Origin of the sequence: Gordonia sp. C13 (genome assembly GCF_023218005.1) — a bacterium.
In the GTDB taxonomy this organism is placed as follows: Bacteria; Actinomycetota; Actinomycetes; order Mycobacteriales; family Mycobacteriaceae; genus Gordonia; species Gordonia namibiensis.
Genome location: NZ_JALPSY010000005.1, coordinates 41,251 through 66,998, shown reverse-complemented (window position 1 = coordinate 66,998; position 25,748 = coordinate 41,251). Strand labels below are relative to the sequence as shown.

At 67.4% G+C, this 25,748-nt stretch carries 20 protein-coding genes; 9 read left to right on the top strand and 11 right to left on the bottom strand.

Features of this window, described 5'->3' with window-relative positions; genetic code table 11:
• Positions 1–69: 69 nt before the first annotated feature.
• The gene (locus M1L58_RS06355) at positions 70–3,432 is read right to left on the bottom strand and encodes an arabinosyltransferase domain-containing protein (RefSeq protein WP_248658245.1); all 3,363 of its coding nucleotides are present in this window, start codon (positions 3,430–3,432) and stop codon (positions 70–72) included.
• A 101-nt stretch (positions 3,433–3,533) separates the two neighbouring features.
• Here M1L58_RS06355 and aroQ point away from each other — a divergent pair, with 101 nt between their 5' ends.
• The 3 genes from aroQ to M1L58_RS06340 all read left to right on the top strand — a co-directional run bounded on the left by aroQ (position 3,534) and on the right by M1L58_RS06340 (position 4,883).
• Entirely contained in the window at positions 3,534–4,004 is a 471-nt protein-coding gene (aroQ, locus tag M1L58_RS06350) for a type II 3-dehydroquinate dehydratase (RefSeq protein ID WP_006867099.1), read from the top strand.
• A gap of 86 nt (positions 4,005–4,090) precedes the next feature.
• On the top strand, positions 4,091–4,573 hold the full coding sequence (locus M1L58_RS06345; RefSeq protein WP_248658244.1) for an SRPBCC domain-containing protein: 483 nt from the start codon (positions 4,091–4,093) through the stop codon (positions 4,571–4,573).
• Positions 4,566–4,883 (top strand): ArsR/SmtB family transcription factor, encoded by a 318-nt coding sequence (locus M1L58_RS06340; protein WP_248658243.1) that lies wholly within the window; start codon positions 4,566–4,568, stop codon positions 4,881–4,883. The genes M1L58_RS06345 and M1L58_RS06340 overlap by 8 nt, the downstream gene beginning before the upstream one ends.
• Before the next feature lie 62 nt (positions 4,884–4,945).
• Here the strand turns inward: M1L58_RS06340 and M1L58_RS06335 are convergent, their stop codons facing one another.
• Positions 4,946–7,525 carry an alpha/beta fold hydrolase gene (locus tag M1L58_RS06335; RefSeq protein ID WP_248658242.1) on the bottom strand — a complete coding sequence of 860 codons (2,580 nt, stop codon included), beginning with the start codon at positions 7,523–7,525 and terminating at the stop codon, positions 4,946–4,948.
• A 203-nt stretch (positions 7,526–7,728) separates the two neighbouring features.
• Here M1L58_RS06335 and M1L58_RS06330 point away from each other — a divergent pair, with 203 nt between their 5' ends.
• Entirely contained in the window at positions 7,729–8,409 is a 681-nt protein-coding gene (locus tag M1L58_RS06330) for a nitroreductase (RefSeq protein ID WP_248658241.1), read from the top strand.
• A gap of 27 nt (positions 8,410–8,436) precedes the next feature.
• On the opposite strand, the gene M1L58_RS06325 is transcribed toward M1L58_RS06330, so the two are convergent.
• From M1L58_RS06325 to M1L58_RS06310, 4 genes are all read right to left on the bottom strand, one after another.
• The gene (locus M1L58_RS06325; RefSeq protein WP_248658240.1) at positions 8,437–9,204 is read right to left on the bottom strand and encodes an MBL fold metallo-hydrolase; all 768 of its coding nucleotides are present in this window, start codon (positions 9,202–9,204) and stop codon (positions 8,437–8,439) included.
• Positions 9,205–9,207: 3 nt separating this feature from the next.
• Entirely contained in the window at positions 9,208–11,211 is a 2,004-nt protein-coding gene (locus M1L58_RS06320) for a galactan 5-O-arabinofuranosyltransferase (RefSeq protein ID WP_374112668.1), read from the bottom strand.
• A gap of 31 nt (positions 11,212–11,242) precedes the next feature.
• On the bottom strand, positions 11,243–12,004 hold the full coding sequence (locus tag M1L58_RS06315; RefSeq protein WP_248658238.1) for a decaprenylphospho-beta-D-erythro-pentofuranosid-2-ulose 2-reductase: 762 nt from the start codon (positions 12,002–12,004) through the stop codon (positions 11,243–11,245).
• Positions 12,005–12,080: 76 nt separating this feature from the next.
• Positions 12,081–13,505: an FAD-binding oxidoreductase gene (locus M1L58_RS06310; protein ID WP_248658237.1), complete on the bottom strand. Its 1,425-nt coding sequence runs from the start codon at positions 13,503–13,505 to the stop codon at positions 12,081–12,083.
• Between the two features lie 221 nt (positions 13,506–13,726).
• Here M1L58_RS06310 and M1L58_RS06305 point away from each other — a divergent pair, with 221 nt between their 5' ends.
• Positions 13,727–14,521: a Mesocentin gene (locus M1L58_RS06305; RefSeq protein ID WP_248658326.1), complete on the top strand. Its 795-nt coding sequence runs from the start codon at positions 13,727–13,729 to the stop codon at positions 14,519–14,521.
• 100 nt (positions 14,522–14,621) lie between these two features.
• Positions 14,622–15,791, top strand: a complete 1,170-nt coding sequence (locus tag M1L58_RS06300) for a low temperature requirement protein A (protein WP_248658236.1) — start codon at positions 14,622–14,624, stop codon at positions 15,789–15,791.
• A gap of 58 nt (positions 15,792–15,849) precedes the next feature.
• Here M1L58_RS06300 and M1L58_RS06295 read toward each other — a convergent pair whose 3' ends face one another.
• Positions 15,850–16,746, bottom strand: a complete 897-nt coding sequence (locus tag M1L58_RS06295; RefSeq protein WP_248658235.1) for a LysR family transcriptional regulator — start codon at positions 16,744–16,746, stop codon at positions 15,850–15,852.
• 86 nt (positions 16,747–16,832) lie between these two features.
• Between M1L58_RS06295 and M1L58_RS06290 the strand changes: the two genes are divergently transcribed.
• A complete protein-coding gene (locus M1L58_RS06290; protein WP_248658234.1) occupies positions 16,833–17,609 on the top strand; it encodes an SDR family oxidoreductase in 777 nt (258 codons plus the stop codon).
• On the opposite strand, the gene M1L58_RS06285 is transcribed toward M1L58_RS06290, so the two are convergent.
• Both M1L58_RS06285 and M1L58_RS06280 read right to left on the bottom strand, forming a co-directional pair.
• Positions 17,594–19,216, bottom strand: a complete 1,623-nt coding sequence (locus M1L58_RS06285) for a phytoene desaturase family protein (RefSeq protein ID WP_248658325.1) — start codon at positions 19,214–19,216, stop codon at positions 17,594–17,596. The two genes, M1L58_RS06290 and M1L58_RS06285, sit on opposite strands and share 16 nt — an antisense overlap.
• A 70-nt stretch (positions 19,217–19,286) precedes the next feature.
• Complete coding sequence (locus M1L58_RS06280; protein ID WP_248658233.1) at positions 19,287–20,528, bottom strand: alpha/beta hydrolase family protein; 1,242 nt, start codon at positions 20,526–20,528, stop codon at positions 19,287–19,289.
• Positions 20,529–20,676: 148 nt separating this feature from the next.
• Between M1L58_RS06280 and M1L58_RS06275 the strand changes: the two genes are divergently transcribed.
• Together M1L58_RS06275 and M1L58_RS06270 are read left to right on the top strand one after the other, a co-directional pair.
• A complete protein-coding gene (locus M1L58_RS06275) occupies positions 20,677–21,507 on the top strand; it encodes an aldo/keto reductase (protein WP_248658232.1) in 831 nt (276 codons plus the stop codon).
• Between the two features lie 110 nt (positions 21,508–21,617).
• A complete protein-coding gene (locus M1L58_RS06270; RefSeq protein WP_248658231.1) occupies positions 21,618–22,136 on the top strand; it encodes a GtrA family protein in 519 nt (172 codons plus the stop codon).
• A gap of 66 nt (positions 22,137–22,202) precedes the next feature.
• Here M1L58_RS06270 and M1L58_RS06265 read toward each other — a convergent pair whose 3' ends face one another.
• Both M1L58_RS06265 and M1L58_RS06260 read right to left on the bottom strand, forming a co-directional pair.
• Positions 22,203–24,785 carry an ABC transporter ATP-binding protein/permease gene (locus tag M1L58_RS06265; protein ID WP_248658230.1) on the bottom strand — a complete coding sequence of 861 codons (2,583 nt, stop codon included), beginning with the start codon at positions 24,783–24,785 and terminating at the stop codon, positions 22,203–22,205.
• Positions 24,782–25,747 (bottom strand): ABC transporter permease, encoded by a 966-nt coding sequence (locus M1L58_RS06260; RefSeq protein WP_248658229.1) that lies wholly within the window; start codon positions 25,745–25,747, stop codon positions 24,782–24,784. The genes M1L58_RS06265 and M1L58_RS06260 overlap by 4 nt, the downstream gene beginning before the upstream one ends.
• Position 25,748 lies beyond the last annotated feature (1 nt).

The following is a 25,748-nucleotide window of genomic DNA, read 5'->3' as shown; positions in this document are numbered from 1 at the left end:
CACCTCAGGGAGCAGACACCGGCCTCGCTCCCTGAGTAGCCCGGAGCTTGCGAAGGGCGTATCGAAGGGTCAGTGCCGGAGCGGTGCCGGGCTCCACAGACCGCTGCGGGTCTCCGTGCCGGTGTCGATGTCGGCGAGGCTGTCCACGCCGCCGTACGGCTCGTAGCGCTCCAGCGCGCCCCAGTCGCGGCCGATGTCGGCCATCAGATACGTCGGCAGGGCGGTGGGCTGCTGCGACACGTCGATCCAGCCGAGCGGGCCGCCGCCGTAGTAGTTCTGCCATGCCGAGACCGCGGCCGCCAGATCCGACCCCGGCTTGATCCGCCACTGGGGGATTTCGGCGACGCCCGCGTCGTGGGTGAACGGCCGCTGGCACGGGAAGGCCAGACCCGACGTCCAGTCCACGTGCACCGGGTCGGTGCTGCCGACGACGTCCTGCAGCGTCCTCATCTGCGGGACACGCGGCGGGGTGAGGACGATGAAGCGGTCCTCGTTGAGGTTGTCGTCGGTGGCGACGATGCGGACCGCGGTGGTGTCCGCCGGCAGCTCGCTGGTGTTGTAGCGCAGGTTCCGCCAGGCCGGGCGTGGGCCGGGGTCGATGAGTTCGGTCTCGCCGGCGGCGGTGAGGTCGGCGTCCTTGGTGTCCGGTCCGATGGGGTCGGCGGTGTACTCGAGCATCACGTTCGGGTTGTCGTATTCGCCGGCCACCGACATGGTCAGCAGCGGACGGTCGCGCCAGTCCTCCGGGAGGGCGTACCAGCCGGAGGTGAGCCGGGCCGGGACCTGGTCGAGCTTGGAGTAGCTACCCATGACCGGAGTGGTGTTCGGGTCGAGGAAGAACGGCAACGCGGCGCTGCTGCCGTTGACCCCGGGTTCGGCCAGTTCACCGCCACCGGTGCCGCCGGGATTGGAGTTGACGATCTTCGGGTCGGCCCACACGTTGCCGGACAACACACCCAGCGAGCCCTCACTGGCCGTCGACGCCAGGTCCAGCGGCACACCGTCGGGGGAGAAGCCGACCGTCTTCGGCGAGGTGCCGGGTGCAGGGGCCGGTCCGCCCAGCGGGTTGCCCAGCGACCCGTCGACGGGCCGCAGCATGTCGCGGTTGGGGTCTCCTTCGACCCACACCTTCTCGGCCATGCCGCACGGCTTGCCGGCGAGCGCGGCCAGATTGGAGCGCGGCACCGAGTACGACGACGACTGGTGGATGCCGGCGAACACTGCGGTGACGATCTCGAAGACGACGACGGCCATCGCGAGATAGGCGAGCGGTGCGGCGGCCATCGACGCGGAGACGCGTCGGTACCAGCGCCGGTCGGAGGTGTCCGCCCGCCTGGTGGGATCCCCGTCGGGGGAGTGTGGGTCGGTGCCGGTGAACGGTTCCCGGAAGTGGAACCACAGCGCGAGGAGGAGTAGTGCCAGCGCGGCGTACAGGAACACGCTGCCGAGCATCACCCCGCCGATCTTCACCTGCTCGTAGGCCCAGGGCATGCCCCACGCGGAGTAGTAGTAATAGGAGTTCGGCGCGGTGAACGCCAACCCGCCGATGAACAGGACGAGTGCGCAGAACAGAGTGCGGTTGCGTCGTGAGTGCATCGACTGCTGGCTGGCGGCGATCGCGGCGATGGCGGCCAGCGCGGCAGCGATACCGGCGAAGACGCCGAAGTGGTGGGTCCACTTGGTCGGCGTGAACATGAGGAACACCAGTGAGGCGAAGGTGATCGCGACGATGCGGCGGGTGGGTCCGATGGCGGTGCCGGGGATGCGGTTCTTGCGGATCAGAACCGCGGCGGAAACGACGAGTCCGAGGATCATCGCGAGGACGGCGAAGCGCCGGGCGATGTCGCCGTCGGCGGAGAACGCGAACAGCAGCGAGTAGCGGCCCATCTCGTTGTACCAGTTCATCGAAGGCCCGAGTGCCGTCTTCATGCTCGATGCCTCGGAGAACGAGCGCAGGGTCAGGTTCGAGAACACCACGAAGGCCACGAAACTGCCGGCGGCCAGGATCGGGGCGATGAGCGCGACGTAGGACCACCTCAGCGCGCGGCGCGACGTCGAGTCGCCGGTGATGACCCGGGCGCGCTTGATCAGCGCCATGATCATCGGTCGGGCACCGGCGATCAGTGCGGCGACCGCGAGCAGGCCGGTCGGACCGGCGGCGAGGCTGAACGCGCCGACGGTGCAGGCCACCGCGGCGGGGAGCAATCGGCCGGTGGCGATGGCGCGTTCCACCGAGCACCAGGTCAGCAGCGCGCCGAGGCAGATGATCGGCTCGGGACGCAGACCGTTGTTGAACGGGAACCAGCAGGCCAGGAAGGTGAACGCGGCTGTCCAGGCCACCATCGGGCGGGTCACCGCAGCCCGGCCCAGCCGCGGGATCACCTCGTGACTCACGATGAGCCACACCAGGATTCCGCAGGCCAGTGCCGGCAGGCGCATCCAGGGGCTGGCGACCGACACGTGGCTCAGCAGTCCGAAGACCTGGTAGTACCAGCCGAACGGGGCCTCGGGCGCGCCGTACCAGCGGAAGTAATTCGCGGTGTAGTCGGTGTCCTGTGCGACCCGCGACATCGTCAGGAGGTAACCGTCGTCGGAGGTGTTGGGGCCGACGATGTGCCACAGGATCAGTGCGCCGATCACCACATAGTCGCGCGAGTTGAGGCGCCACCAGCGGGCGGGGAAGATGCGACGGTGCTTGCGGCCGTCGGTTGCGTCGAGGGTGGCCAGCGCCGCGAGTGAGAGCAGCGTCGCGGCCACTCCGACGATGATGACGAGCCACTTGGAGAGGGTCGGCGCGGTGTTGTAGCGGGAGTCGACGGTGACATGTGCGTCGAGACCGTCGATCTCGGACGCGGGCCCGGACAGGTCGGTGAAGAGGCCGGTGACCTGCGGCCGCTGGTCGGGCGAGTTCTTGAAGGCCTCTTTGTCCTCGGTGGTCCCCTCGAGCGGTTCCCCGGCATCGTCGGTCATGCCGACGAATTCGGCGGTCACCGCGTCGGAATCGGCGAGGACGACGATCTCGCGGCAGTCCTGTGCGCGCATGTCCTGGAGCCTGGCGGAGATCAGCGGGACATTACGGATGACCACCTCGACGCCTTGGCGGTCGGCGGTGGCATCGGCGGCACCCGTCTTACGGATGAAGAGGCCGCGCTCGGCGGATTTCTCCGCCTGCTTCGGCGTGGTCGACAGCAGGACCGAACCGCCGGGCGGGAGGTCGTCGACGGCCGTGCACGGGATCGTGACGTCGAGGTCGACGGGCGTGTAGCCGATGAGCGGGGAGGCGACGGAACCGATCTGCCCGTTCTGGGGCCAGTTGATCTCCGCGGTCTTCTGCTCGACCGGCATCAGCGGGGTGGCGAGCGCGAGCAGGAACCCGAGCAGGCCGGTGACTATGGCGACGATCCTCGCTCGTCGAACGGTCTGCGCTGGCACAAAGAGAGATGGTAGCCCTTGCGGTGTCTCGCCCCGGTCGGTGAGGCGACACCCTGCGCGACGCCGCAGGTGCGCCGGGGTCCGGCGACTATGGTGAACCCATGTCCGACTCCACGTCCGATTCGGCCGGTCCCGAACCGCTGCCGATCTTGCTGCTCAACGGGCCGAACCTGAACACCCTGGGTACCCGTGAGCCGGCGATCTACGGCTCCGAGACGCTCGAGGACGTCGTCGACCTCGCCGAGCGGACGGCGTCGGAACTCGGTTTCGGCCTGCGTGCGGCGCAGACCAATCACGAGGGCCAGATGATCGACTGGATTCACGAGTCGGTCGGGAAGATCAGCGGCATCGTCATCAACCCCGGTGGGTGGACCCACACGTCCGTCGCCCTCGCCGACGCCCTGGTGGTGCCCGGTGTGCCGATCTTCGAGGTCCACATCAGCAACGTGCACAAGCGTGAGGCCTTCCGCCACCACTCCTATGTCTCGCCCCTCGCGGCCGGCGTCATCGCGGGGTACGGCATCCGCGGCTACGAGTTCGCGATCCGGCGACTCGCGGAGATCGCGGCCTGAGCCCCCTTTTGCAACCCGAGGGTTGCAAGTCGCGGATATTGGTGCAACCGTTGGGTTGCATCATTCGAAGCGGCCCAGGAGGCGTCATGAGTGCGACCGATCCCGAGACAACCAGTGCGACAATCGATGAGGACCTCGACCGGATCGAGCGGGAGATCGACATCGAGGCGTCCGCCGAGCGCGTCTGGCAGCTCGTCAGCGAGCCGGGCTGGTACATCAACGACAACGCGATCACCGAGCACCGGATCGACCGCGACGGGGACCTGTCGACGGTGCACGATCCGGTCCACGGCGCCTTCGTCTTTCGCACGGTGGAACTCGACGAGCCGCGCTACGCGGCCTTTCGATGGCTTGCCGACGCAACCGATCCCGACTCGGAGTCGACGTTGGTCGAGTTCTGGATCACCGATTCCGGTTCCGGGGTGACCCTCAGGGTCGTCGAGTCTGGATTCGCCTCACTGTCCGGTTCGGACGCGGAACGACGCGCCAGGTTCGACGGCAACGTCGAAGGCTGGAAGATCGAGCTCGAACTCGCATGCGCCCACCTGGAGAGCGGTTCTCGTGGTTGACCTCGTCCCGGTCGAGATCTTCGGTGCCCTGGCCGACGAGAGTCGCTGGCAGATCCTCGTCAGACTGGGAACCGAACCGGCGTCGGCGTCGACCCTCGCCACCGAGTTGCCGATCAGCCGTCAGGCGATCGCCAAACATCTCAAGATCCTGACCGAGGCGGGCCTGGTCACCGCGTCCCGCGCCGGACGCGAAATCCGTTACGAGGCGGTCGGTTCGGAGCTTTCGCGCGTTGCGCAGCACCTGGACACGATCGCCCGCGGATGGGATCGCCGACTGGCCGGCATCAAGAAGGCTGCCGAAGGTGGCTGACTGGGGAGCGCGTAGATGTCGCGAAACGTGGCGGCTGGCGACACGTTCCGCGACATCTGCGTTCAGGGCGCCCCGTCGCCGATGATCTCGTCGAGCGCCCGCGCGGTCTCCGCGGCGTGCGGCGCCCGGATCATCGAGACGTGGTCACCGTCGATGTCGAGGAATTCCACCCTGCCCGAGGTGAAGTGACTCCACAGCGCGGGATCGTCGGTGTTGGTGCGCGCCTTCACCACCGTGATCGGGCCCGAGTAGGGACTGGGCCGGTGACGGCGGATCATCCTGGTGCCCAGGCGGAAGAAGACGACCCACTGCACCGGCGTCGACAACGGGACGAGTCCCGCGGTGAGGACGAGGGCGTTGAGGGCGATCTCCTGCACGACGCGCTGGACCGGTGAGCCGGCGGGCTTCTTCTCCTCGGTCCCGGTACGGTCCGGCAGCGTCTCTTCGGTCTTGGTCAACGAGCGCAACGAGTCTCGGACGCGCTGTGCGACGTTCGGCGCGTTCCCGGAAAGGCGTTGCGCCAGAACCGGGTCGATGACCGAGTCGAGCACCGCGACCGGACGGCAGGTCTCGCCGGCCCGGGTGAGGCGAGCGGCGACCTCGACGGCGATGAACCCGCCCAGCGAGTAGCCGCCGATCTGATACGGGCCATGGGGTTGCACCGAGCGGATGTCGGCGATGGCACGGCGCGCCGCGGCGCGTACGGAATGATCTGCACGGCCGCGTTTTTCGACGCCCCTCGACTGGATGGCGTAGACCGGGCGGTCGCCGGAGAGGGCGCGGACGACCGGTGTCAGGCTCGTCGCGAGGCTGCCGGCCCCGGCGATCAGGAAGATGGGGTCGCCGTGCCCCTTCCGTAGCGGGATCAGCGTGGCGCCGGTCGCGTTCTTCGACCGCTCCTTCGCGGCCGCCTCGATCCGCTGCGCGAACTGCGCGATCGTCGGTGCCTCGGCGAGCATGGCGGTGTTCACCTCCAACTGGAGGTGATGCTGAACCTCGGAGAGCATCTTCGCAGCAGCGAGTGAGTCGCCGCCGAGTTCCACGAAGTCGTCGTGGCGACCGAAGGACTGGGGTTCGAGACCGAGGATCTCGCCCCAGAAGCGGTGCAGCGCCATCTCGGTGAGTCCGCGCGGACGCTCGGGCGTCGGACGTGGAGGGGGAGGCGGCAGGGCACCGCGGTCGACCTTGCCCCGCTCGTTGCGCGGGATCTCCGAGACCACGACGATGTCACGCGGGATCATCCACGGTGTCAGTGTCTTCCCGAGTTCGTGGCGGATCTCGGCAGGCGACGGCGACCACTTCTGCGGGTCGACGGCCACGTGCGCGGTGAGCCGGCCCTCCTCCCGGTCGGCGGTGACGACGGCGTCGGTGGTCCAGGGCAGCGAGCGCAGCGCGGACTCGACCTCGAGGGGTTCGACGAGGTAACCGCGGACCTTGATCGCATCGTCACCGCGACCGAGCAGTGCGAGTGCACCATTCTCGTCGAGACGGCCGAGATCGCCGGTGCGATAACGCCGGCGGCCGTCGGGCAGCGAGGTGAAGCGAGCCGCGGTCAGCTCCGGATTCGCGTGATATCCGGAGGCGATGTTCGCTGATTCGACGATGACCTCGCCGGTCGACCCCGTTGGTAGATCCCGACCGTCCTCGTCGACGATGCGGACGAACTTGTCCGACGCCGGGATGCCGACCGGGATCGCGCCGTCTTCGACCTCGCGTTCCGGCGGGAAGAGATTGAAAGCGAGGTTGCCGACCTCGGATGCGCCTGCCCAGCAGCAGAACACACCCCGAGGGAGGATCGTGTTCCGCGCGAGTTCGACGTCCGTGCGATGTGCGGGCTCACCGCAGGTCGACAACAGGCGAAGGGAATCGACGGCATCCTCGGCGTCGACCTCGCCCAGCCACGACCGGAGCAGTGACGGCGTGCAGTGCGCGGTGGTGGCGCCTTCGGCGGACAGCCAGTCCCGCAACCCGGTGGTGGTGCGGCGCCGGACATCCCACAGCAGCATCGTCGCGCCGTTCAGGACGCTCATCGCGAGCGCGTCGAGCCCGCCGCCGAAGCTCAGCGGCAGTAGCACGGCCGCGCGGTCGTCGGGGCCGAGCTCCATGAACCGGCGGCCGTCACGCGCGTGGTTGACGGGGGTTCGCTGCGCGAGCACCACGCCCTTGGGGGTGCCGGTGGACCCGGAGGTGAACAGCAGGACCGCGGGATCATCGGGGGCGGGTTCGACGACACGCGTCTCGTGAAGTTCGTGATCGATGACAGTCGCCGGGGCGAGGAGATGTGCCCCGGACAGTTCCAGGATGTTCGCGCGGCGGTCATCGGGCAGGAACGGATCGACCATGACGAGCGAACGTCCGGCGCACCAGACCGCGAGCATGGAGATCACCGAGTCGATGTCGGATTCGATCTCGACGGCGACCGGGCTGTCGGTCGGGGTGGTGTCGAGGATTGCGCGGGCGAGGTCGTCCACTCGCGTGGCCGCCTGCGCGAAGGTGATCGACTGCTCGGGAGTGCGGATCGCGGCCGCGTCGCCGCGGCCGCGGGCGATGGCTCGCCACCGGGCGGCGACGGTCGGCGCCGCGGACTCGGCTGATCCGGCTGCGGTGGACAGAAGGGCATCCAGATGTTTGTCGCCGGTCATGTCTCGAACTCCCCAGGTGGCGGGGGTGACCACGGATGCGGCTCCGTGCGGGACTCGGCCCCTCCTCCGGCCCCGGGAAATGAACTCAGGTAAAGCTACCCTTTGTTCGATGCGGCGGCACCGCCGGATGGCGAGAACGTGGCGGGGGTAACAGTAGGGTGAGGACGAATCGGTAGGCCCGGATCGCCCGACGAGAGGGAGCGATGCAGTTCGACGACGTGATCCTGGGGCGGCGCAGCATCCGCGGCTTCACACCGGAGCCCGTGCCCCGGGAACTCATCGAGGAGATCCTCGCGCTCGCCATGCGGGCGCCGTCCTCGATGAACACCCAGCCCTGGAACTTCTATGTGATCACCGGTGAACCACTCGATCGCATCCGCGCGGGCAACACCGAACGCAACCTTGCGGGGGTGCCGCACTCCCGCGAGTTCCGGACCGGGGCGGAGAAGTTCACCGGCGTCCATCGTGATCGCCAGGTGGGCGTCGCGAAGCAGCTGTTCACCGCCATGGGCATCGCTCGCGAGGACATGGAGATGCGACAGGACTGGGTCCTACGGGGATTCCGCCAGTTCGATGCCCCGGTCTGTGTCATCGTGACCTACGACCGCATCCTGGACGGCAGCGACGACACCCCCTTCGACTGCGGAGCGGTCTCCACCGCGCTGGTGAACGCCGCCTGGTCCCGCGGTCTCGGTGCGGTGATCAACAGCCAGGGCATCATGCAGTCGCCCGTGGTCCGGGAACATGCTGGGATACCGGATGACCAGGTCATCATGAAGAGCATCGCGCTGGGCTGGCCGGATGAGACGTTCCCGGCCAATTCGGTGGTCTCCGAACGCAAGACGGTCGAGGAAGCCGCCACGTTCGTGGGGTTCGGCGACTAGTTCAGAGCGCCAGCGCTCGGCGACAGTTCAGAGCGCCAGCGCTCGGCGAGCCGCGTCGGCGACGCTGCCTCGATACAGCGGCCCGTGTCCGGCAAGCAGCAGCTCGGCGTCGAGTTCGGTGAACGTTTCGACGCTCCGACGCGCGGTGGCCTCGTCGTGCTGGAACGGCGACGGAATGCATTGTGGCCCGGCGATCGCCGACACTTCGTGACCGCTGACCAGCGCATCACCGGAGACCAGGGCACGCCCGTCGCCGACCAGGTATGAGCTGTGGCCGTCGGTGTGACCGTGGCTGGAAAGGGCCATCGGTGACCCAGGCAGGTCCAGTTTCTCCGGGAAGGACTCTGCCGCAGACAGTCCGGCCCGACTCAACACCCCGAGAGGTGTGGTCTTCGCGAGCCAGGACCACAGGCGTCGGGTGCCGGCGAGTGGCGCGAGGTCGAGCGCGTTGGCCTGCTGAAGATGGTGCCGCCGGGCGTGGTCGACCTCGACGGGATCCATGTAGATCGGGAATCCGTACCGCGCCTGCAGTTTCGCGAGTCCGCCGAGGTGGTCTACGTGCGCATGGGTCAGCAGCGCACCGCGGATGTCCTCCGGACGACGGCCGATCCGGTTGATCGATTCGACGACCTGCCCGGCCTGTCCGGGGTAGCCGCCGTCGATGAGGGTGAGCTCACCGTCCTGTTCCAGCAGCACCCAGTTCACGACGTCGGTGTGCACGAAATGCGTTGTCGACGAGTCACCGTCGAGGCGCGTGATCTCCAGCGGCCGGGCGGTGCTGATCGGGAGACGCATCGATCACTTCCGGACGACGAGGACGAACGGGCCCACCTCGGTGACCTCGAACCGGGGGTCGTCGAAGACCGAGGGATCGAAGGTGACGGTGTAGCGCTTGACGTTCGGGTCGTTCGGGTAGACGTCCTCGGCGAGGCGGAGGGAGTACCCGTCGGAGCTGTACCGGAACAGGAAGACATCGGGTGCCTTCCACGGTGACTCTTCGAGGTGCCGGACCAGCTGGTCGGCGTCCTCCGCCTTCGCCCAGCGTGCGATGGCCGCGGCGCGCTTGTCGAACTCGGCCAGCGGGTTGGCGTAGTGGGAGGTGAGTCCCTGGAAGCCCCAGTACGGGTAGATCGACAGGAACCCGAAATCGGCGGTGAGGACGACGTTCTCGGTTGCCGGCCGGCCGGTCTGCTCGCCGATGAGCTTGTCGATCTCGGCGAAATACGACTCGGCGCCGGCCGGGCGTTCGTCTGCGCGTTTTCCGTAACCGTCGGTGTCGGTGTACGCCGTGGTGATCTCCGTGCCGAGATGACCGGGGATGCTCTGTGCCGCTGCGATCGCGGCGAGCACGGCCACCGCGCCCACGACGACGCGTACGTCGCCGAACCTGCCCACAGCCCAATGGCCGATGTCGACGACGCCGAAGACGCCGGCCGCGGCGAGCGCGGCCACCAGGATCGGCTCGAGCCGGAAGGACAGCAGGGTGGTGCCCAAAGCGGTCATGAGCATCGACAGCAGGCAGAAGAGGTACACCGTGATCACGGTGGCGCCCATGGCCACTGCGACGGTGCGGGTCCGGAAACGCAGGAGAATCCACAGCAGGCCGATCATCGTGATCGCACCGACCAGGTTGACCCCGAACATGGGCAGCGGGAACGTCGCCCCGCGCTCCGGAAGGTAGTGTTCGGCGGTTCCGCCGCTGGCCGGGGCGCTGGACAGACGCTTCAGCAGATACGGTGCCCAGACCAGCAGCGCGATGAGCCCGGCGATGACGCCCACCGAGAGGAGTCGGCCCATGACGGCGACCACGATCTCGCGGCGGTGCGCCTTGACGGTCCGGGTCGGTGTCGCCTTGTTGGACGCGGCGAGCCAGCCCTGGACGAGGAAGTAGCAGGCCAAGAGGATCGCGGTCAGCGCGAACAGGCCGGTGTAGAGCGTGTAGGTCGCGGCCGAGATGCCCAGGAAGACACCGGCTCCGATCACCGCGGGCCAACTGGTCGAACCCCGGAGCGGTCCGGCCGGTCCCTCGGCGGCGCGTGTGCGTCCCCGCAGTGCGTAGGTGAGGACGATCATCATCGGCACACCGATGATCACGAGGATCGCGGCGTACGGCTCGGGCGAGGCGTACAGCAGCGCCAGCGTGGTCACCGCGAGGCCCAGTGCCACCCCGCGATCCGCACCGAACATCCGATTGAACAGGAGGACGGCGACCGCCGCGGCCACCGCCATCGACACGATGGCCCACGGCTTGTAGGCCTCCCACCCGGGCTGGCCGAGCAGATTCGCGAACCGGCCGCCCCACCAGAACCAACCGGCCGGGTAGTACGGCGGCAGATCCGGGTAGGTCATGTCCGCCAGGCGCGGACTCGACGACATCCGCGTCAGGTACTCGGTGCGGAACTCCTGGTCGACGGACAGGCCGAAGAGGTAGAGACGCGTTGCGCCCAAGGGCATCCCGATGGTGACCGTCACGAACGCCGACATCGCCGCCGCCGACAGGAACGGGACGAGTACCCGCCCTTTCCCGTAGCGGTACAGCAGTGCGACGACGACGAGCACCGCGATCGCGAGGACCTGACCGGCGGTCGTCAGCGACCGGGTCACGTTCGACGAGTTGAAGGCCGGCCAGTTGACGGTCTCGATCGCCTTGAGACCGATGATCGACACCACCGCACCGACCACCACCGCCATCAGCAGGAGCAGTGCTGTCCGGCCCAGGCGTGCGGCCGTGGTCGGACCGGAGTCTGCTTCCTGAGGCGCGGTCGTGGGGTCCTGGCGGTCAGCGCTCACGGAAGTCGTCATCGCTCGCAATCGCAGTCGGCGTCGAGGGCTGCTAGACGGGCAGCTTGCGGAAGATCGGGCGCGGGATGTGGCGCAGGACCATCATGATGTAGCGGAAAGGACCGGGGACCCAGACGATCTCCTTGCCCTTGGTGGCCGCGGCGACCGCCAGGCGACCCACGTCTTCCTTCTCGACGGTCAGCGGCGCTTCCTTGACGTGCGCCGACAGTCGCGTGCGGACCTGACCCGGACGGATCACGAGGACGCGAGGACCGAAGGGGCGCAACGCCTCGCCGAGTCCGAGGTAGAAACCGTCGAGTCCGGCCTTGGTGGAGCCGTAGACGAAATTGCTGCGACGGACGCGCTCACCGGCGACCGAGCTCATCGCGATGATCTGGCCGTGGCCCTGGGCGCGCATCTTCTCGCCGAGGAGCACACCGACGGAAACCGCTGCGGTGTAGTTGATCTGGGCTTCGGCGACCGCGAGACCGTGGTCCTGCCAGGCCTGCTCGTCGTCGCCCTGGATGCCGAAGGCGACGATGGCCACGTCGACGTCGCCGTCGGCGAAGGCCTTCTCGATCACGTCGCGGTGGGTGTCGGTGGCGCGGGCGTCGAAGTCGATGACGCTGACCTCGGTGGCGCCGGCCTTCTTGGCCTTCTCGACCGCGGCCTCGACGGTCGGGTCACCCGGCAGGGCAGCGAGGATGACCCGGGCCGGACCCTTGCTCAGGTACTCGGCGGTGATGGCGAGCCCGATCTCCGAGCTCCCTCCCAGGACCAGGATGGACTGTGGGACGCCGACGGCGTTCATCATCGTGGGTCTTCTCGCTTTCGGTGGTCTGCGGCCGGTGGGCCGCAAAGGTGGTATGAGGGTCGGAACCGGTTGTGGGTCAGGCGAGTTCGAGTCGACGGCCCATGTCGGACATGAACACCCGGTTGGGGTCGATCCGACGCCGCGTGGCGATCCACTCGTCGATGCGCGGGTACATCGAGTGGAAGTTCGCCGCCGATGTCCGCGAGTCCTTCGCGGTGTAGAGGCGTCCGCCCATGGCCATCACCCGACGGTCGAGATCGTTGAGGAACTCGGCGAGCCCGGCCTTGACCGGGAAGTCGAGGCAGACGTTCCAGCCCTTGAACGGGAAGCTGAGCGGCGCCTTGTTGCCGTCGCCGAACAGCTTGATCACGTTGAGGAAGCTGACGTGCCCCGACGCCTGGATGTGCTCGATGAGGTTGGTGAACTCGGCCTCGTTACCGGTGGGCACGATGAACTGGTACTGGCAGAATCCGCCGCCGCGACCGTAGGCGTTGTTCCAGTCACCGAACACGTCGAGCATGTGGTAGAACTGCGCCAGATTCTTGACCTTGCCCTCGCTGGGCGGGCCGATCCGGTAGTACGCCTCGCCGACCGCCGAGAAGCTGAGCTTGTTGGCCAGCCCGCGCGGGAAGACGTCCGGGAACCGCACGAGCGGTTTGTTGTTGAACGACAGCGGGTTGTCGCGGTACTTCTCCGGCAGCTCGTCGACGCGCGCCAGATTGCCGCGCGAGAAGGTGCCGCGACCGAGCTTCGGCGGTGCGCTGATGGTGTCGAACCAGCCCGACGCGTACTCGTAGCCGTCCTCGAAACCGTCCTGCAGATGCAGGTCGAGCGTTTCCTGCAGGGACCCGGTGCGCGCGGTGTCGGCGATGAAGTAGGCGCTCTCGGTGCGCTTCATCTGGATCTTCGCGCGCAGCACGATGCCGGTGAGGCCGATGCCGCCGACCGTTGCCCAGAACAGTTCGCCGTTCGGGTCGTCGCCGGAGCCGTCCGGGGTGAGCGTCAGGATGCGGCCGTCGGCCACGAGGAGCTGCATCTCGACGACGTGGTTGCCGAAGCTGCCCTGGCTGTGGTGGTTCTTGCCGTGGATGTCGTGCGCGATCGCACCACCCACGGTGACCTGACGCGTGCCCGGGAGCACCGGCACCCAGAGGCCGTACGGGAGCGCGGCCTGCATGAGGGTGTCGAGGGAGACGCCGGCGTCGAGGTCGACCGTCGCGGTCTCCTCATCGATGGCGTAGATCCTGGTCAGCGGCGTCATGTCGATCGTGAGACCGCCGCTGTTCTGGCCGGACTCGTTGTACGAACGGCCGAGCCCGCGGGCGATGACACCGCGCTTGAGGTAGTCCGGCTTGTCCGCGTTGTCGTCGGCGACGCGGGCGACCGCCTCGGCGATGACCTCGGGATACGGCGTGGACAGCACGTGCCCCTCGATCGGGGTGGTGCGAGACCAACCCACCAGCTTGCGGGTCGTGATCGGCAACAACTCTTCAGTAGACATCGCAGAAGAGACTACTCGGCCGCCGTAGGCCGACGGCAAGAGACGAGCTGCGACAGTCGTCGCACAAGGGCGGGTTGGGTCGGGACAACGCTTTGTTGTGTGTGGAGACCACACGGTCCACGAGATGGTTGTATGTCGTGGTCAGCGGAGTTGGTGAGACGAAAGGTGTTGTTACCGTGGTCCTTCTACGTGGAGGTGGCGTCGTACGGAGAGTGTTGGCGATATTTGCCGCTGCATTCGCGCTGTCTCTGGTCGTTGCGGGTTGTTCTGGGTCGAACGACTCCGCCGGATCGGGGTCCGCGGCGAGCAGCGGTGCGAGTCCGTCAGGCTCGTGGGATGCCGATGGCAAGCCGGTCAATGGCGGGCCGGTCGGACAGAACGGCTCCACCGGCAACAACCTGACCAAGGACTATTGTGCGCACAACACCGACGAGAAGTGTCCGGTCGGAAGCTACCTGGGCGTGCATGTCGCCGCGCACGCGAAGAGCGGTTCGTGGGATGCCGATGGCAAGCCGGTCAACGGCGGCCCGACCGGTGCGGACGGATCCACGGGGAGTGGTCTGACCCAGGAGTACTGCGCGCGCAACCAGGATCCGGCCTGTCCCCGGAACAGCTATGTGGGGGCCAACGCCGTCCGAAACCCTGATGGCAGCCATTCGTATGTGACCTGTGAGGGCACCGTGTGCACCAATCCCAATCACGGCGGCGGCGACGGTACCGGCGCGTGGGATGCGGACGGTCAGCCGGTGAACGGGGGACCGGGTGGTGCTGATGGGTCGACCGGGAACAACGTGGACCAGCAGTACTGTGCGCAGAATCAGGATCCGTCGTGCCCGCAGGGCACCTATGTCGGCCCCGATGCCATCCAGAGTCCCGACGGCGCCAACCGGTACGTCCCGTGCGAGGGAACGATCTGCACCAACCCCGATCGGGGCGCCGGTGATGATCCGGAAACCGGTGATGCCCCGGACCCCACCCCGGCCGGCGACCCCGATGACGAGGACGGCGGGAACTGAGGGACGGCCAGGCCGGTGCCCGTTCACCGCGGCGCGCCGACCTGTCGATGACATGATCCGTGTCGTACACGCAGTGTCCGAGTCCGGGGGATTGGTAACGATGTCCACACGTCTACACCTGAACGCCATGCGACCACGCGATCCCGATGAAGCGGGACGGACCGCCAGCACGCTCGAGCTCTTCTTCGATCTGGTGTTCGTGGTCGCGGTGAGTATCGCGGCTGTCCAGTTTCACCACGCGCTGACCGAGAACCACATCGTGGACGGCTTGATCTCGTATGCGTTCGTGTTCTTCGCCATCTGGTGGGCGTGGATGAACTTCACGTGGTTCGCAACCTCCTTCGAAACCGACGACTGGCTGTACCGGGGGCTGACGTTCTTGCAGATGGCCGGCGTGCTGGTGTTGGCGTCCGGGATCGGGTCCGCGTTCGTGGACCACGAGTTCGGACTGGTGGTCGTCGGTTACGTGATCATGCGTGTGGCGATGGTGGCCCAGTGGTTGCGCGCTTCCGTCTCGGCCGGGGATCGCCGCCGGACAACCCAGCTCTACGCCGCCGGGATCGCCGTCCTCCAGATTTTGTGGCTGCTGTGGCTGCTCGTCCCGTCGGGTGCGGCCTCGACCGTCGCGTTCGTGGTGCTCGCCGGAGCCGAGCTCGCCGTTCCGGTGATCGCCGAACGACAGGGAACTACCCCGTGGAATCCGCACCACATCACCGAACGGTACGGCCTGTTCACCCTGATCCTGCTCGGCGAGAGTCTGCTGGCGTCGTCGAATGCGATCATCGAGGCGTTGGACAACGACCAGGCGCTCGCTCCGCTGATCTCGATCGCGATCCTGACCTTCATCGCGACGGCGGCGCTGTGGTGGATCTACTTCTGGCCACCCCACCATCGGGCGATCGGGTCGCTGACCGATTCGCTGCGCTACGGATACGTCCACTACTTCGTCTTCGCCGCCGCGGGCGCATTCTCGGCAGGGATCGAGGTCGAGATCGACGCCCTGACCGATCACAGCGTGCTGACCGAAACCCAGTCATCGTTCACGGTCACGATCCCGATCGCCGTGTTCATCCTCGGGATCTGGTGGATCGCGCTGCGCGCCAACGCCGATCGCGTGGTCAACACAGTGGTCCCGGTCGGGGCCGTGCTGGTCTTGTTCGACCCGCTCATCCCGGTCCCGTTCGCGCTGACTGCCGTGTTCCTCATCGCGATCGTCGTCGTGCTGGTGCTCCGGCCCCCGCTGAGCGAGGAGGCGACTCACGCGAGGTGATCTGCGCGGAGTGCGACGCAACGCGCGTAGGGCTCCTGCCGCGATCCCGGGGACCGCCTCAGCCGCCGCCTCCGCTCACTATCGCATCGCGGACCGCGGAGTGGGTGTGCGGCAACCACATCGCCTGTACCGGTGCCAGGGGTGGTTCGTCGAACGCGAGGACGCGGACCGTACCGCCCTGTAGGTCGCCGGGCACATCGGTGACGAACGCACAGGCCTCCGGATACCGCCGCACCGCGGTGAACGGTGGGGTGCCCTGGATCTGGTTCACGACGAGGGTGGGTTCGAAACCCGCACGGCGGCAATAGGAGATGAGGAAGTCGGTGTAGAAGGACTTTCGCTCGGGAGCCCAGACCACGATGGGTGTGTCCGCCAGATCGCGGGCGGTGATCGAGCGCCGGTGGGCCAGGAGATGGTCGGCGACGACGGCGATCCGGAGTTCGTGATACGCGAAGACGGCGGAGGTCAGATTCGCCGGAGAATCGACACCCCGCCGAAGTGCGACGTCGATCTCGTTGGCGAACAACAGTTCTTGGAGCTGTCCGGGAAAGACCTGCCGTGCGGTGATTGGCTGATGCGGCATCGATGCGATCGCAGGCGCGATGAGGTGGTAGACCTCTTCGCCGGAGATCGCCGGCGAGTGTCCGACGACGAAGGGTCTGACGATTCCTCGGGCGGACTCGCGTACTTCGGTGAGTAGCGAGGTGTTGCCCGCCAGCAGGGCCCTGGCCCCCGCGTAGAGCGTGTTCCCGGCGTCGGTGAGGTGCAGTTTCCGGCGGCTGCGATCGAAGAGCGTGACGTCGACCTCGCGTTCGAGCTGTCGGATCGACGCGGACAGGGCTTGCTGGGTCAGGAACAGTTGTTGCGCCGCCGCCGACAGAGTCTCCGATTCGACCGCCACCACGAACTGATGCAGGCGCCGTGTGTCGAGCAGGTCGACGTCTGGTGACGTCATGAACGATCCCCTTACACAATCTCTGTTTGTGAAAGCACCATACATCATCGATTGAAGATTGTTCTTCTGTATCTGAGACTGAACATATGACCACACCGCAGAAGACAACCGAACTCACCCGACTCGACGGACAGGGCGCTCTCGTTGCGGGCGGCGCGAAGAACCTCGGAAAGCTTGTCGCGATTGACCTCGCGCGTCGGGGCGCGAACGTGTTCGTCCACTACAACAGCGACGCGACCAAGGCCGCCGCCGACGACACTGTCGCCGAGATCCGTTCCCTCGGCGTGGAAGCCGTCGCCCACCAGGCCGATCTCACGACTGCAGCGGCGGTCACCGACCTGTTCGACACCGCGTCCAGGGACTTCGGTCGACTCGACATCGCGGTCAACACCGTGGGCAAGGTCCTTCGCAAGCCGATCCTCGAGACCACGGAAAACGACTACGACGGGATGTTCGCCGTCAACTCGAAGGCCGCGTACTTCTTCCTCAAGGAGGCGGGTGCGCATCTCGAACGAGGTGGCAAGGTGATCACCGTCGTCACGAGTCTGCTCGCCGCATATACCGACGGCTACTCGACCTATGCCGGCGGGAAGAGTCCGGTCGAGCACTTCAACCGAGCTGCATCGAAGGAGTTCGCCGACCGCGGCATCTCGGTCAACGCCATCGGTCCGGGACCGATGGACACCCCCTTCTTCTACCCGCAGGAAACGCCCGAGCGAGTCGAGTTCCACAAGTCCCAAGCGATGGGCGGTCGCCTGACCCGCATCGAGGACATCGCGCCGATCGTGACGTTCCTGTGCACCGACGGGTCGTGGATCACCGGACAGACGCTTTTCGCCAACGGCGGCTACACCACCCGCTGACCGCGGCCGCCGGCTCCCAGCACCGCGGCCGCCGCGTTACGGCCCGGGATGCCGCTCACGCCTCCGCCGCGTCGTGCGCCGGCGCCGCAGAGCAGCAACCGCGGGTGGCGGGTCTCCACGCCCCAGGTGCCGACCTCCGTCGCGGTCTCGGCCCACGGCCACCTCAGCGACTGGTGGAAGATGTTGCCGCCGGGCAGCCCGAGCATCTCCTCGAGGTCCTGCGGCGTCTTGGTCTCGATGCACGGGCGGCCGTCGAGGTCGTGGGCGATGACGTTCTGGATCGGCTCGGCCAGGACTGCGTTCAGCGAGGCGAAGGTCGCGCCCACCGCGTGCTGGATGGCACCCGGCTCGTCGAACACGTCGGGCGGCATGTGCAGGCCGAACAGTGTGAGCGTGTGTTTGCCGTCGAGTTCGGGTCCGAGGATGGACCGGTCGGAGAGGGTGTGGCAGTAGATCTCGCACGGGGGGAGGTCGGGGACCTCGCCGCGTGCGGCCTGTCGCCAGGCCTCGTGGAGCTGGCTCGCGGTCTCGTTGATGTGGAAGGTCCCGGCGAACGCCGCCTCCGGCGACACCGATTCGTCGCGGAGTCGGGGGAGACGGTCGAGCAGGAGGTTGATCTTCAACTGCGAGCCGCGCGGTTGCGCCTCGCAGGCGATCGGGTCGTCGAGCAGCGTGTTGAGGACCTGTGGAGCGCAGGCGGCGTAGAGCATCGAACCGCGGACCGTGCGTGTGCCGTGGATGCGGTCGGAGTACTCGACGGTTCCGTCGGCGGGGTCGACGCCGGTCACGGTGACGCCGGTGCAGATCTCGGCGCCCGCCGACGTGGCCGCCTGGTAGAGCGCACCCGAGACGGCGCCCATACCCCCGACCGGGACGTCCCAGTCCCCGGTCCCGCCGCCGATCACGTGATAGAGGAAGCAGATGTTCTGTCGCAGCGACGGATCGTCGAGGTCGGCGAAGGTGCCGATCAGGCCGTCCGTGGCGGCGATGCCGCGCACCAGGTCGTCGTCGAAGTACTGGCTGAGCAGGGTGCCGAGCGGCAGGGTCGTGAGCGCCTCCCACAGCTCGGCGTCGGAGGTGTCGGTGCCGACCGCGAGTTCGTGCATGTCGGCGGCGGTGCGCAGCGGTTCGGTCAGGGTCGGGAAGACGCGCTGGGCGAGGGTGCCGACGCGGCGGTAGAAGGACTGCCACGCCATGAAAGCGGCGTTGGAATAGCCCACGGCGTCGGCCCCTACGCGATCGGCACGGACCACCCGGCGGAAGGATTCCGCGGTCGCGTCGTCGTCCTGGGTGTCGATGAGGATGCCGCGCGTCGGGTCCGACGGCAGCGGTGTGTACGACGAGTAGCGGCGTCGGATCAGCGAGACGTCGAGGTCGAGGTCGGTGATGATCTCACGGGGCATCAGCGAGACCAGATACGAGAACCGCGACAGCTGGGCCGCGAGACCGGGGAAGGGCATCGCCGAGACGGTCGCCCCGCCGACGTGGTCTGCCTTCTCCAGGACGAGGACCCGGCGACCGGCGCGCGCGAGATAGGCGGCGGCGGTCAGGCCGTTGTGTCCCGCGCCGATGATGACGTCGTCATAAGAAGCAACTGCGGTGCCCATCGATCCTGTGCCCATCGCTTAAAGGGTCTCAGATCGACGGACACCGCAGAGGCGTCCTGTGATTCTCGGATCAGCGCAGGATGCGGGCCACGAACGGGGTGGAGTCCTTCATCGAGGCGAGAACCGCGCTGGAGTGGTCGTCCTCGGGGTAGACGAACAGCTCGACGGGCTGGTTGTTGGCCTTCATCTGTGCGTAGAGCGACAGCGCCGACGGTGCCGGCACATCGACGTCACGCAGGCCCTGGCCCAGGAAGATCGGACGGTCGTAACCCTTGTACGGCGTCGCCATGTACTTGTGCAGCGCCGGGCTCAGCCCCGGGATCGACATCAGCGGTGCGCGGAACCAGGTCCGCACGTCGTCACCGGCGAGGGACTTCTTGAGGATCGGGTAGCAGGTGGTGCGACCCTCGGCCAGGCGTGCGATGCCCTTCGGCGTCATGACCTTGGTGATGTTCATGTCCGGGCGGGTGTCGTTGAACCCGGCCAGAATGTAGGCGGTGTAGGCGTTCAGTCCGCCGGGCAGGTTCACCGGCGGGACGACCGGTCCCAGGTTCTGGTACAGGTACTCGAGGTTGGCCGGGATGCCGGTGGCGACGACGCCGCGGTAGTCCAGACCCGATCCACGGCTGAACTCGGTGGCGTAACGAGCCCCGTTCAACGCGGCTGCCGCACCCTGCGACTGTCCGATGATTGCCCAGCGCTTGGCCAGCGGCAGATCCATCTGATGCGAGGCGACGACGATGTCGACGATCGCGTGCGCGGCGGTGACGCCGTTCAGGTAGGCCATCAGGCCGGGGGTGCCCAGACCGACGTAGTCGGCGGCGACGACGGCATAACCCTGCTCGAGCCAGTGGCCCAGGTACTTCTGGTCGCGCTCGCTGCGCGGGAAGGCCGACGGCGTGCAGTCGTCGTTCATGCCGACGGTGCCGTGTGCCCAGGAGATGATCGGCCAGCCGCCGGCGGGTGCTTTGCCCTTGGGCAGGAACACCGCACCGGTGCCCGTCGCCATCTTGCCGTGCTGGTTCAGCGACGAGTACTGGATGCGGTAGGCGTCGTCACCGGCCGCGGGGAGGTTGAGCTCCTCCGCCAGCGGAACCTTGGCGATGAGGGTGCCCGCCTTGGCCGGGATGGGGCCGGAGTACTCGGTGACATCGAGACCGGACCAGTTCGGGATACCGACGGAGACCGCGTCATCCGCATGTGCCGGGGTGGTCGATCCGAGTGCGAGCAGCACCATGCCGAGGCCGGTGATGACGGAGACGAGTGTTCGCGTGGTGCGCGACACCGGTGATCTGGACGTGAGGGCAGACATGTCCAGAACAGTAAAGGCACTCATGTGCCGCGTACACCTCGAGGTGGTGACTATTCGTGCCGTACCGGAGCGGTTTCCGTGCCGCTGCCGGTTTCCAGTTTGGTCTCGGCGGAGAGAACTGCGGCCACAGCCGACCTATCCTTGTCGGGTGGACATCCCCTCGGTCGAGCTCAGCAACCGTCAGTCGATTCCTCTCGTGGGACTCGGGACCTACAACATGCTCGGCCGGCCGTGTGTCGGTGCGGTCGGCGCGGCGCTCAAGTCGGGATACCGACTCCTCGACACCGCTCCCCGCTACAGCAACGAGCTCAGTGTCGGCATGGGCGTGCACGGTTCGGGGATCGCTCGCGACGAAGTCATCATCCAGACCAAGCTCAGCGGCGGTGACCAGGGTTTCGACGAGGCGATCACCGCCGCCAAGGAAAGCGCCCGGCGGCTCGGCGTCGGGTACATCGACGTCTACCTGATCCATTGGCCGTGCCCGAGTCTCGGGCGCACGGTCGAGTCGTGGAAGGCGCTTCTCACACTGACCGACGAGGGGTACGTTCGTACGCCCGGCGTCTCGAACTTCAAACAGCACCAGCTCCAGATGCTTTTCGACGAGACCGGACGTTGGCCCGTGCTCAACCAGATCCAGTGCTCGCCGGCGCTGCCGCGGACCGATCTCCGGGAATTCATGGCCGACAAAGGGATTCACGCCCAGGCGTGGCATCCGACCGGCCGCAAGGAGGGTGTCCTCGGCGACCCGGTTATTCTGCGCGTAGCCCGCAAGTACGGCAAGTCGCCGACGCAGATCGCGCTGCGGTGGGCCGTGCAGCACGGCATCAGCGTCGTGCCCAAGTCCTCGCACGCGGGTCGGCAACTCGAGAACGCCGACCTCTTCGACTTCGCCCTCGACGACGCGGACCTGGCCGACCTCGCCTCGCTGGACCGTGGTGAACGAGCCGCCCGCGACTCGGACGTCGACGAGGAGTTCTAGGTCCCGCTCGTTGAGTAGGCGAGGAGCTTGCGACGAGCCGTATCCCCTGATCGTTGAGTAGACCCCGGAGCTCGCGGAGGGGTCGTATCGAAACGAGCTAGGGTGTCAGCGTGTCTCGACCCGACTCCGGCAACCACGATCCCGCAGGTGAAGTGCCTCCGCATCATCACGAGGACTTCAAGACGCGGCATGCGCCCATGCCGATCGAGTTGCCCTTCGACGACGAAGAGGCGTCGACCGATGTCGACCTGAAGACCCAGCTGATCCGCTTCATCGTCACCGGTGCCGGGTCGGCGGTCCTCGACTTCGGGCTGACGCTGTTCATGCAGTACATCGTCGGTACCCCGGACTGGGTAGCCAAGGCACTCGGCTTCATCCTCGGCACCACCGTCGCGTACCTGATCAACCGTCGCTGGACCTTCCGCGCGGAGCCGAGCGCTGCCCGCTTCATCGCGGTCGTGCTGCTCTACCTGGTCACGTTCGTGGTCAACGTGGGTCTGTACAGCTGGTTGTCGTCGATGTGGGAGAAGACCGCCCTCTACTCGGCGATCGCCTTCGTCATCGCGCAGGGCACCGCGACCGTCATCAACTTCGTGGTCCAGCGGGCGGTCATCTTCCGCATCCGCTGACCGCTTTGCCGCCCGTTCGGGGAGGATTCCGCGCCGCGGAGGCCGCGTTTCGCAGGTAGCTCGAGCTCAAGCCCGCTGCGGCACCTCCGGCGGAATCGCGGCGAGAAGGCTGCGGGTGTATTCGGTTCCGGGATCGTGCAGGATCTGCGACGCCGGTCCCGCCTCGACGACCCTGCCGTTCTGCATCACCGCGACGGTGTCGCTGATCTGCTCGACGACGGCGAGGTCGTGCGCGATGAACAGGAAGGTCAGCCCCTTCTCGTGCTGGAGGCCACGCAGTAGGTCGAGGACGCCCGACTGCACCGACACGTCGAGAGATGCCGTCGACTCGTCGAGGATGAGGATCTCCGGTTCGGAGGCCAACGCCCGCGCGATGCAGACGCGCTGCCGCTGTCCGCCGGACAGCTCGTGCGGATAGCGGCCGAGGAAGGACGCGTCGAGACTGACGTCGTCGAGCAACTGCTCTGCCCGACCCCGCATCTCGTCGCCTCCGGACGTCAGTCCGTGTGCGCGGAGCGGCTCGGCGATCGACGCGGCGACCGTCATCCGCGGGTCGAGCGAGGCGGTCGGGTCCTGGAAGACCATCGCGACCCGGCGGCGGAGCAGCGCCTCGTCGGCACCGCGGACGCCCACCGCCTCGACCTCGCGCCCGTCGACGGCGACCGTGACGCTCCCCGTCACCGTCGTTCCCTGGCCGGAGGTGATCAACCCGGTGACAACGCCGGCGACCGTGGACTTCCCCGATCCCGACTCGCCGACGATGCCGAGGGTGCGGCCGCGCGCCACCTCGAGATCCAACCCGTCGATCGCATGCACCACGTGCCGACCCGTCGGTCCGCGCACCACGTACTCGACGCCGAGCCCGCGTACCTGCAGCACCGGCTTCTCGGCGACGTCCTTCGCCGGTCCCACGCCGGCGTCCCGTTCCTCGACCTTGCTCAACAGCGGCCGCGAGTCGAGGAGCTTCTGGCTGTACTCGTCCTGCGGGTCGTCGAAGAGTGCTGCCACGTCTCGACTTTCGACGATGTGACCCGAACGCATGACCATGACGCGGTCGGCGATCCGGCCGATCACCCCGAGGTCGTGGCTGATCCAGATCACCGCCATCCCGCGTTTGCGCTGCAGGTCGGCGACAAGGTCGATGATCTGTGCCTGTGTGGTGACGTCGAGGGCCGTGGTCGCCTCGTCGGCGATGAGCAGCTCCGGGTCGCAGGCGAGGGCGATGGCGATCATCACGCGCTGGCGCTGGCCGCCCGACAGCTGGTGCGGGTATGCGCGCAAACGGCTTTCGGGATCGGGCAGGTTCACGTCGCGCAGTAGCTGGAGCGCGCGGTCGTGTGCCTGGGCGCGATCGAGGCCGAGGTGTCGGCGGGGTCCCTCGATGAGCTGCTGCTCGATGGTGAGCAACGGGTTGAGGCTCGACGACGGATCCTGGAAGACGAACCCGACCTTCGTCCCGTGGAGGGCACGCAGCGTCGACGGGGTGGCACCGACGATCTCGGTCTTGCCGAGTCGAGCAGATCCGCGGACGTAGGCGCTCGGGGCGTCGAACAGGCCGGTCGCCGACAGCACACTCAGTGACTTTCCCGAACCGCTCTCGCCGACGATGCCGAGTGTCTCGCCGCGTGCGACCGTGAAACTGATGCCGTGCACAATCTCTCGTGGCCCGACCCCGACGACGAGGTCCTCCACGTCGAGCACCGTGTCCTCGGCGACGGCGCGTGCCGGCTTCGGCTTCGCCGTCGCAACGGTGGCGGACCCGCGGTCGTGTCCGCGGTTGCGCAGCAGTGTGCGCTGTCGCGGATCGAGCACGTCGCGCACCCCGTCGCCGATCAGGTTGAACGCGAACACGGTGAACAGGATCGCGAGGCCCGGGAAGACGCCCATCCACCAGGCGGTGGTGATGAATCCCTGGGCGTCGAAGAGCATCCGGCCCCACGACGGGTCGGGCGGCTGCACACCGAGTCCCAGGAAGGACAGTGCCGCCTCCGACAGGATGGCGAACGCGAGGGAGATCGAGGTCTGCACGATGACCGGCCCCGAGATGTTCGGCAGCACATGGCTGAACAGGATGCGGGAGGTGCGCACGCCCATCGTCCGGGCCGACTGCACGTACTGGGTCTGGCGCACCCGCAAGGTGTCCGCGCGGGCGACGCGGGCGAAGATCGGGATGTAGACGACGCCGATGGCGATCATCGCCGACGTGACACCGGGTCCCAGGACCGCGACGATCGCCAGTGCCAGGAGGAGCACGGGGAACGAGAACACCACGTCGACGATGCGCATGAGGGCGGTGTCGAGTACCCCACCGGCGAATCCCGCGACCATGCCCAGGATCACGCCGACGGTCAGCGAGATCGCCACGGCGATCACCGCGACCCGCAGGCTCACCGACGCCGCGAGCACGACCCGGGAGAAGACGTCGCGGCCGAGGTCGTCGGTGCCGAACAGATGCGACCAGCTCGGTGCCTGCAGTGCGTTCGGCACGTCGATCGCGTTGGCGCCGTAGGGCGCGATGAGCGGTCCGAGGATCGCGGCGAGGACGACGACCGCGATGATGACCAGTCCCGCGACCGACGCCCGGTTGCGGAGCAGCAGTCGCCAGGCCGAGTCCGTGGCCGCGGGGGTTTCGGGTGCGGTGGGGGTCATGACAACCGGATCCTCGGGTCGATGACGGCGTAGAGGATGTCCACGACGAGGTTCACGAGCAGGAAGATCACCGCGATCAGCAGGATTGCGCCCTGCAGCACCGGGTAGTCGCGGGCCGCGACCGAGTCGTAGACCAGCAGTCCCAGACCCGGCCAGGCGAACACGACCTCCACGACGATGACGCCACCGAGCAGTCCGGCGAACTGGATGCCGGAGATGGTGAGGACGGGAACCAGTGCGTTTCGGCCCACGTGGTCGAGCATGATCTTCTTCTTGCTCAGGCCCTTTGACTCGGCGGTCGTGACGAACGGCGTGTTCACCACTTCGAGCACGGACGACCGCACGTACCGCGTCATGATCGCGCCGGTCACGACCCCGACCGTGACCGCGGGCAGGACGAGATGCTCGAACCAACCGAGCGGACCGTCGGCGAACGGTTGATATCCCGCCGACGGAAGCCAACCGAGCGCGGTCGAGAAGAGACCGATCAGCAGGATGCCCATCCAGAAGTCCGGAACCGAGATGCCGAACTGGCTGATGACGCGAATGACGTTGTCGGCCATGCGACCTTCGCGGAGAGCCGCCCACGACCCCAGCGGGATCGCGATGAGCAGTGCCACCACGATGGCGGCGAGGGCGAGCGTGATGGTGGCGGGCAGGCGGTCGAACAGCATGGTCGTGACGGGTTCGCTGTTGCGGAAGCTCACCCCGAGATCGCCGGTGAAAGCGTTGCCGACGTAGGCGAACAACTGGTTCGCCAGTGGCTGGTCCAGGCCGGAAGCACTGCGCAGCGCCTCATACGATTCCGGCGTGTACCGCGTGCCGAGCGCGATGCGGACCGGGTCGCCGGGCACGATCTGGATGAGGAAGAAGACCGCGACGATCACGCCGAGCAGCACGGCGACGGTGTAGGCGAGCCGGATGAGGATGAAGCGCAGCAGCGGGGAACGGAGCGCGGTCACG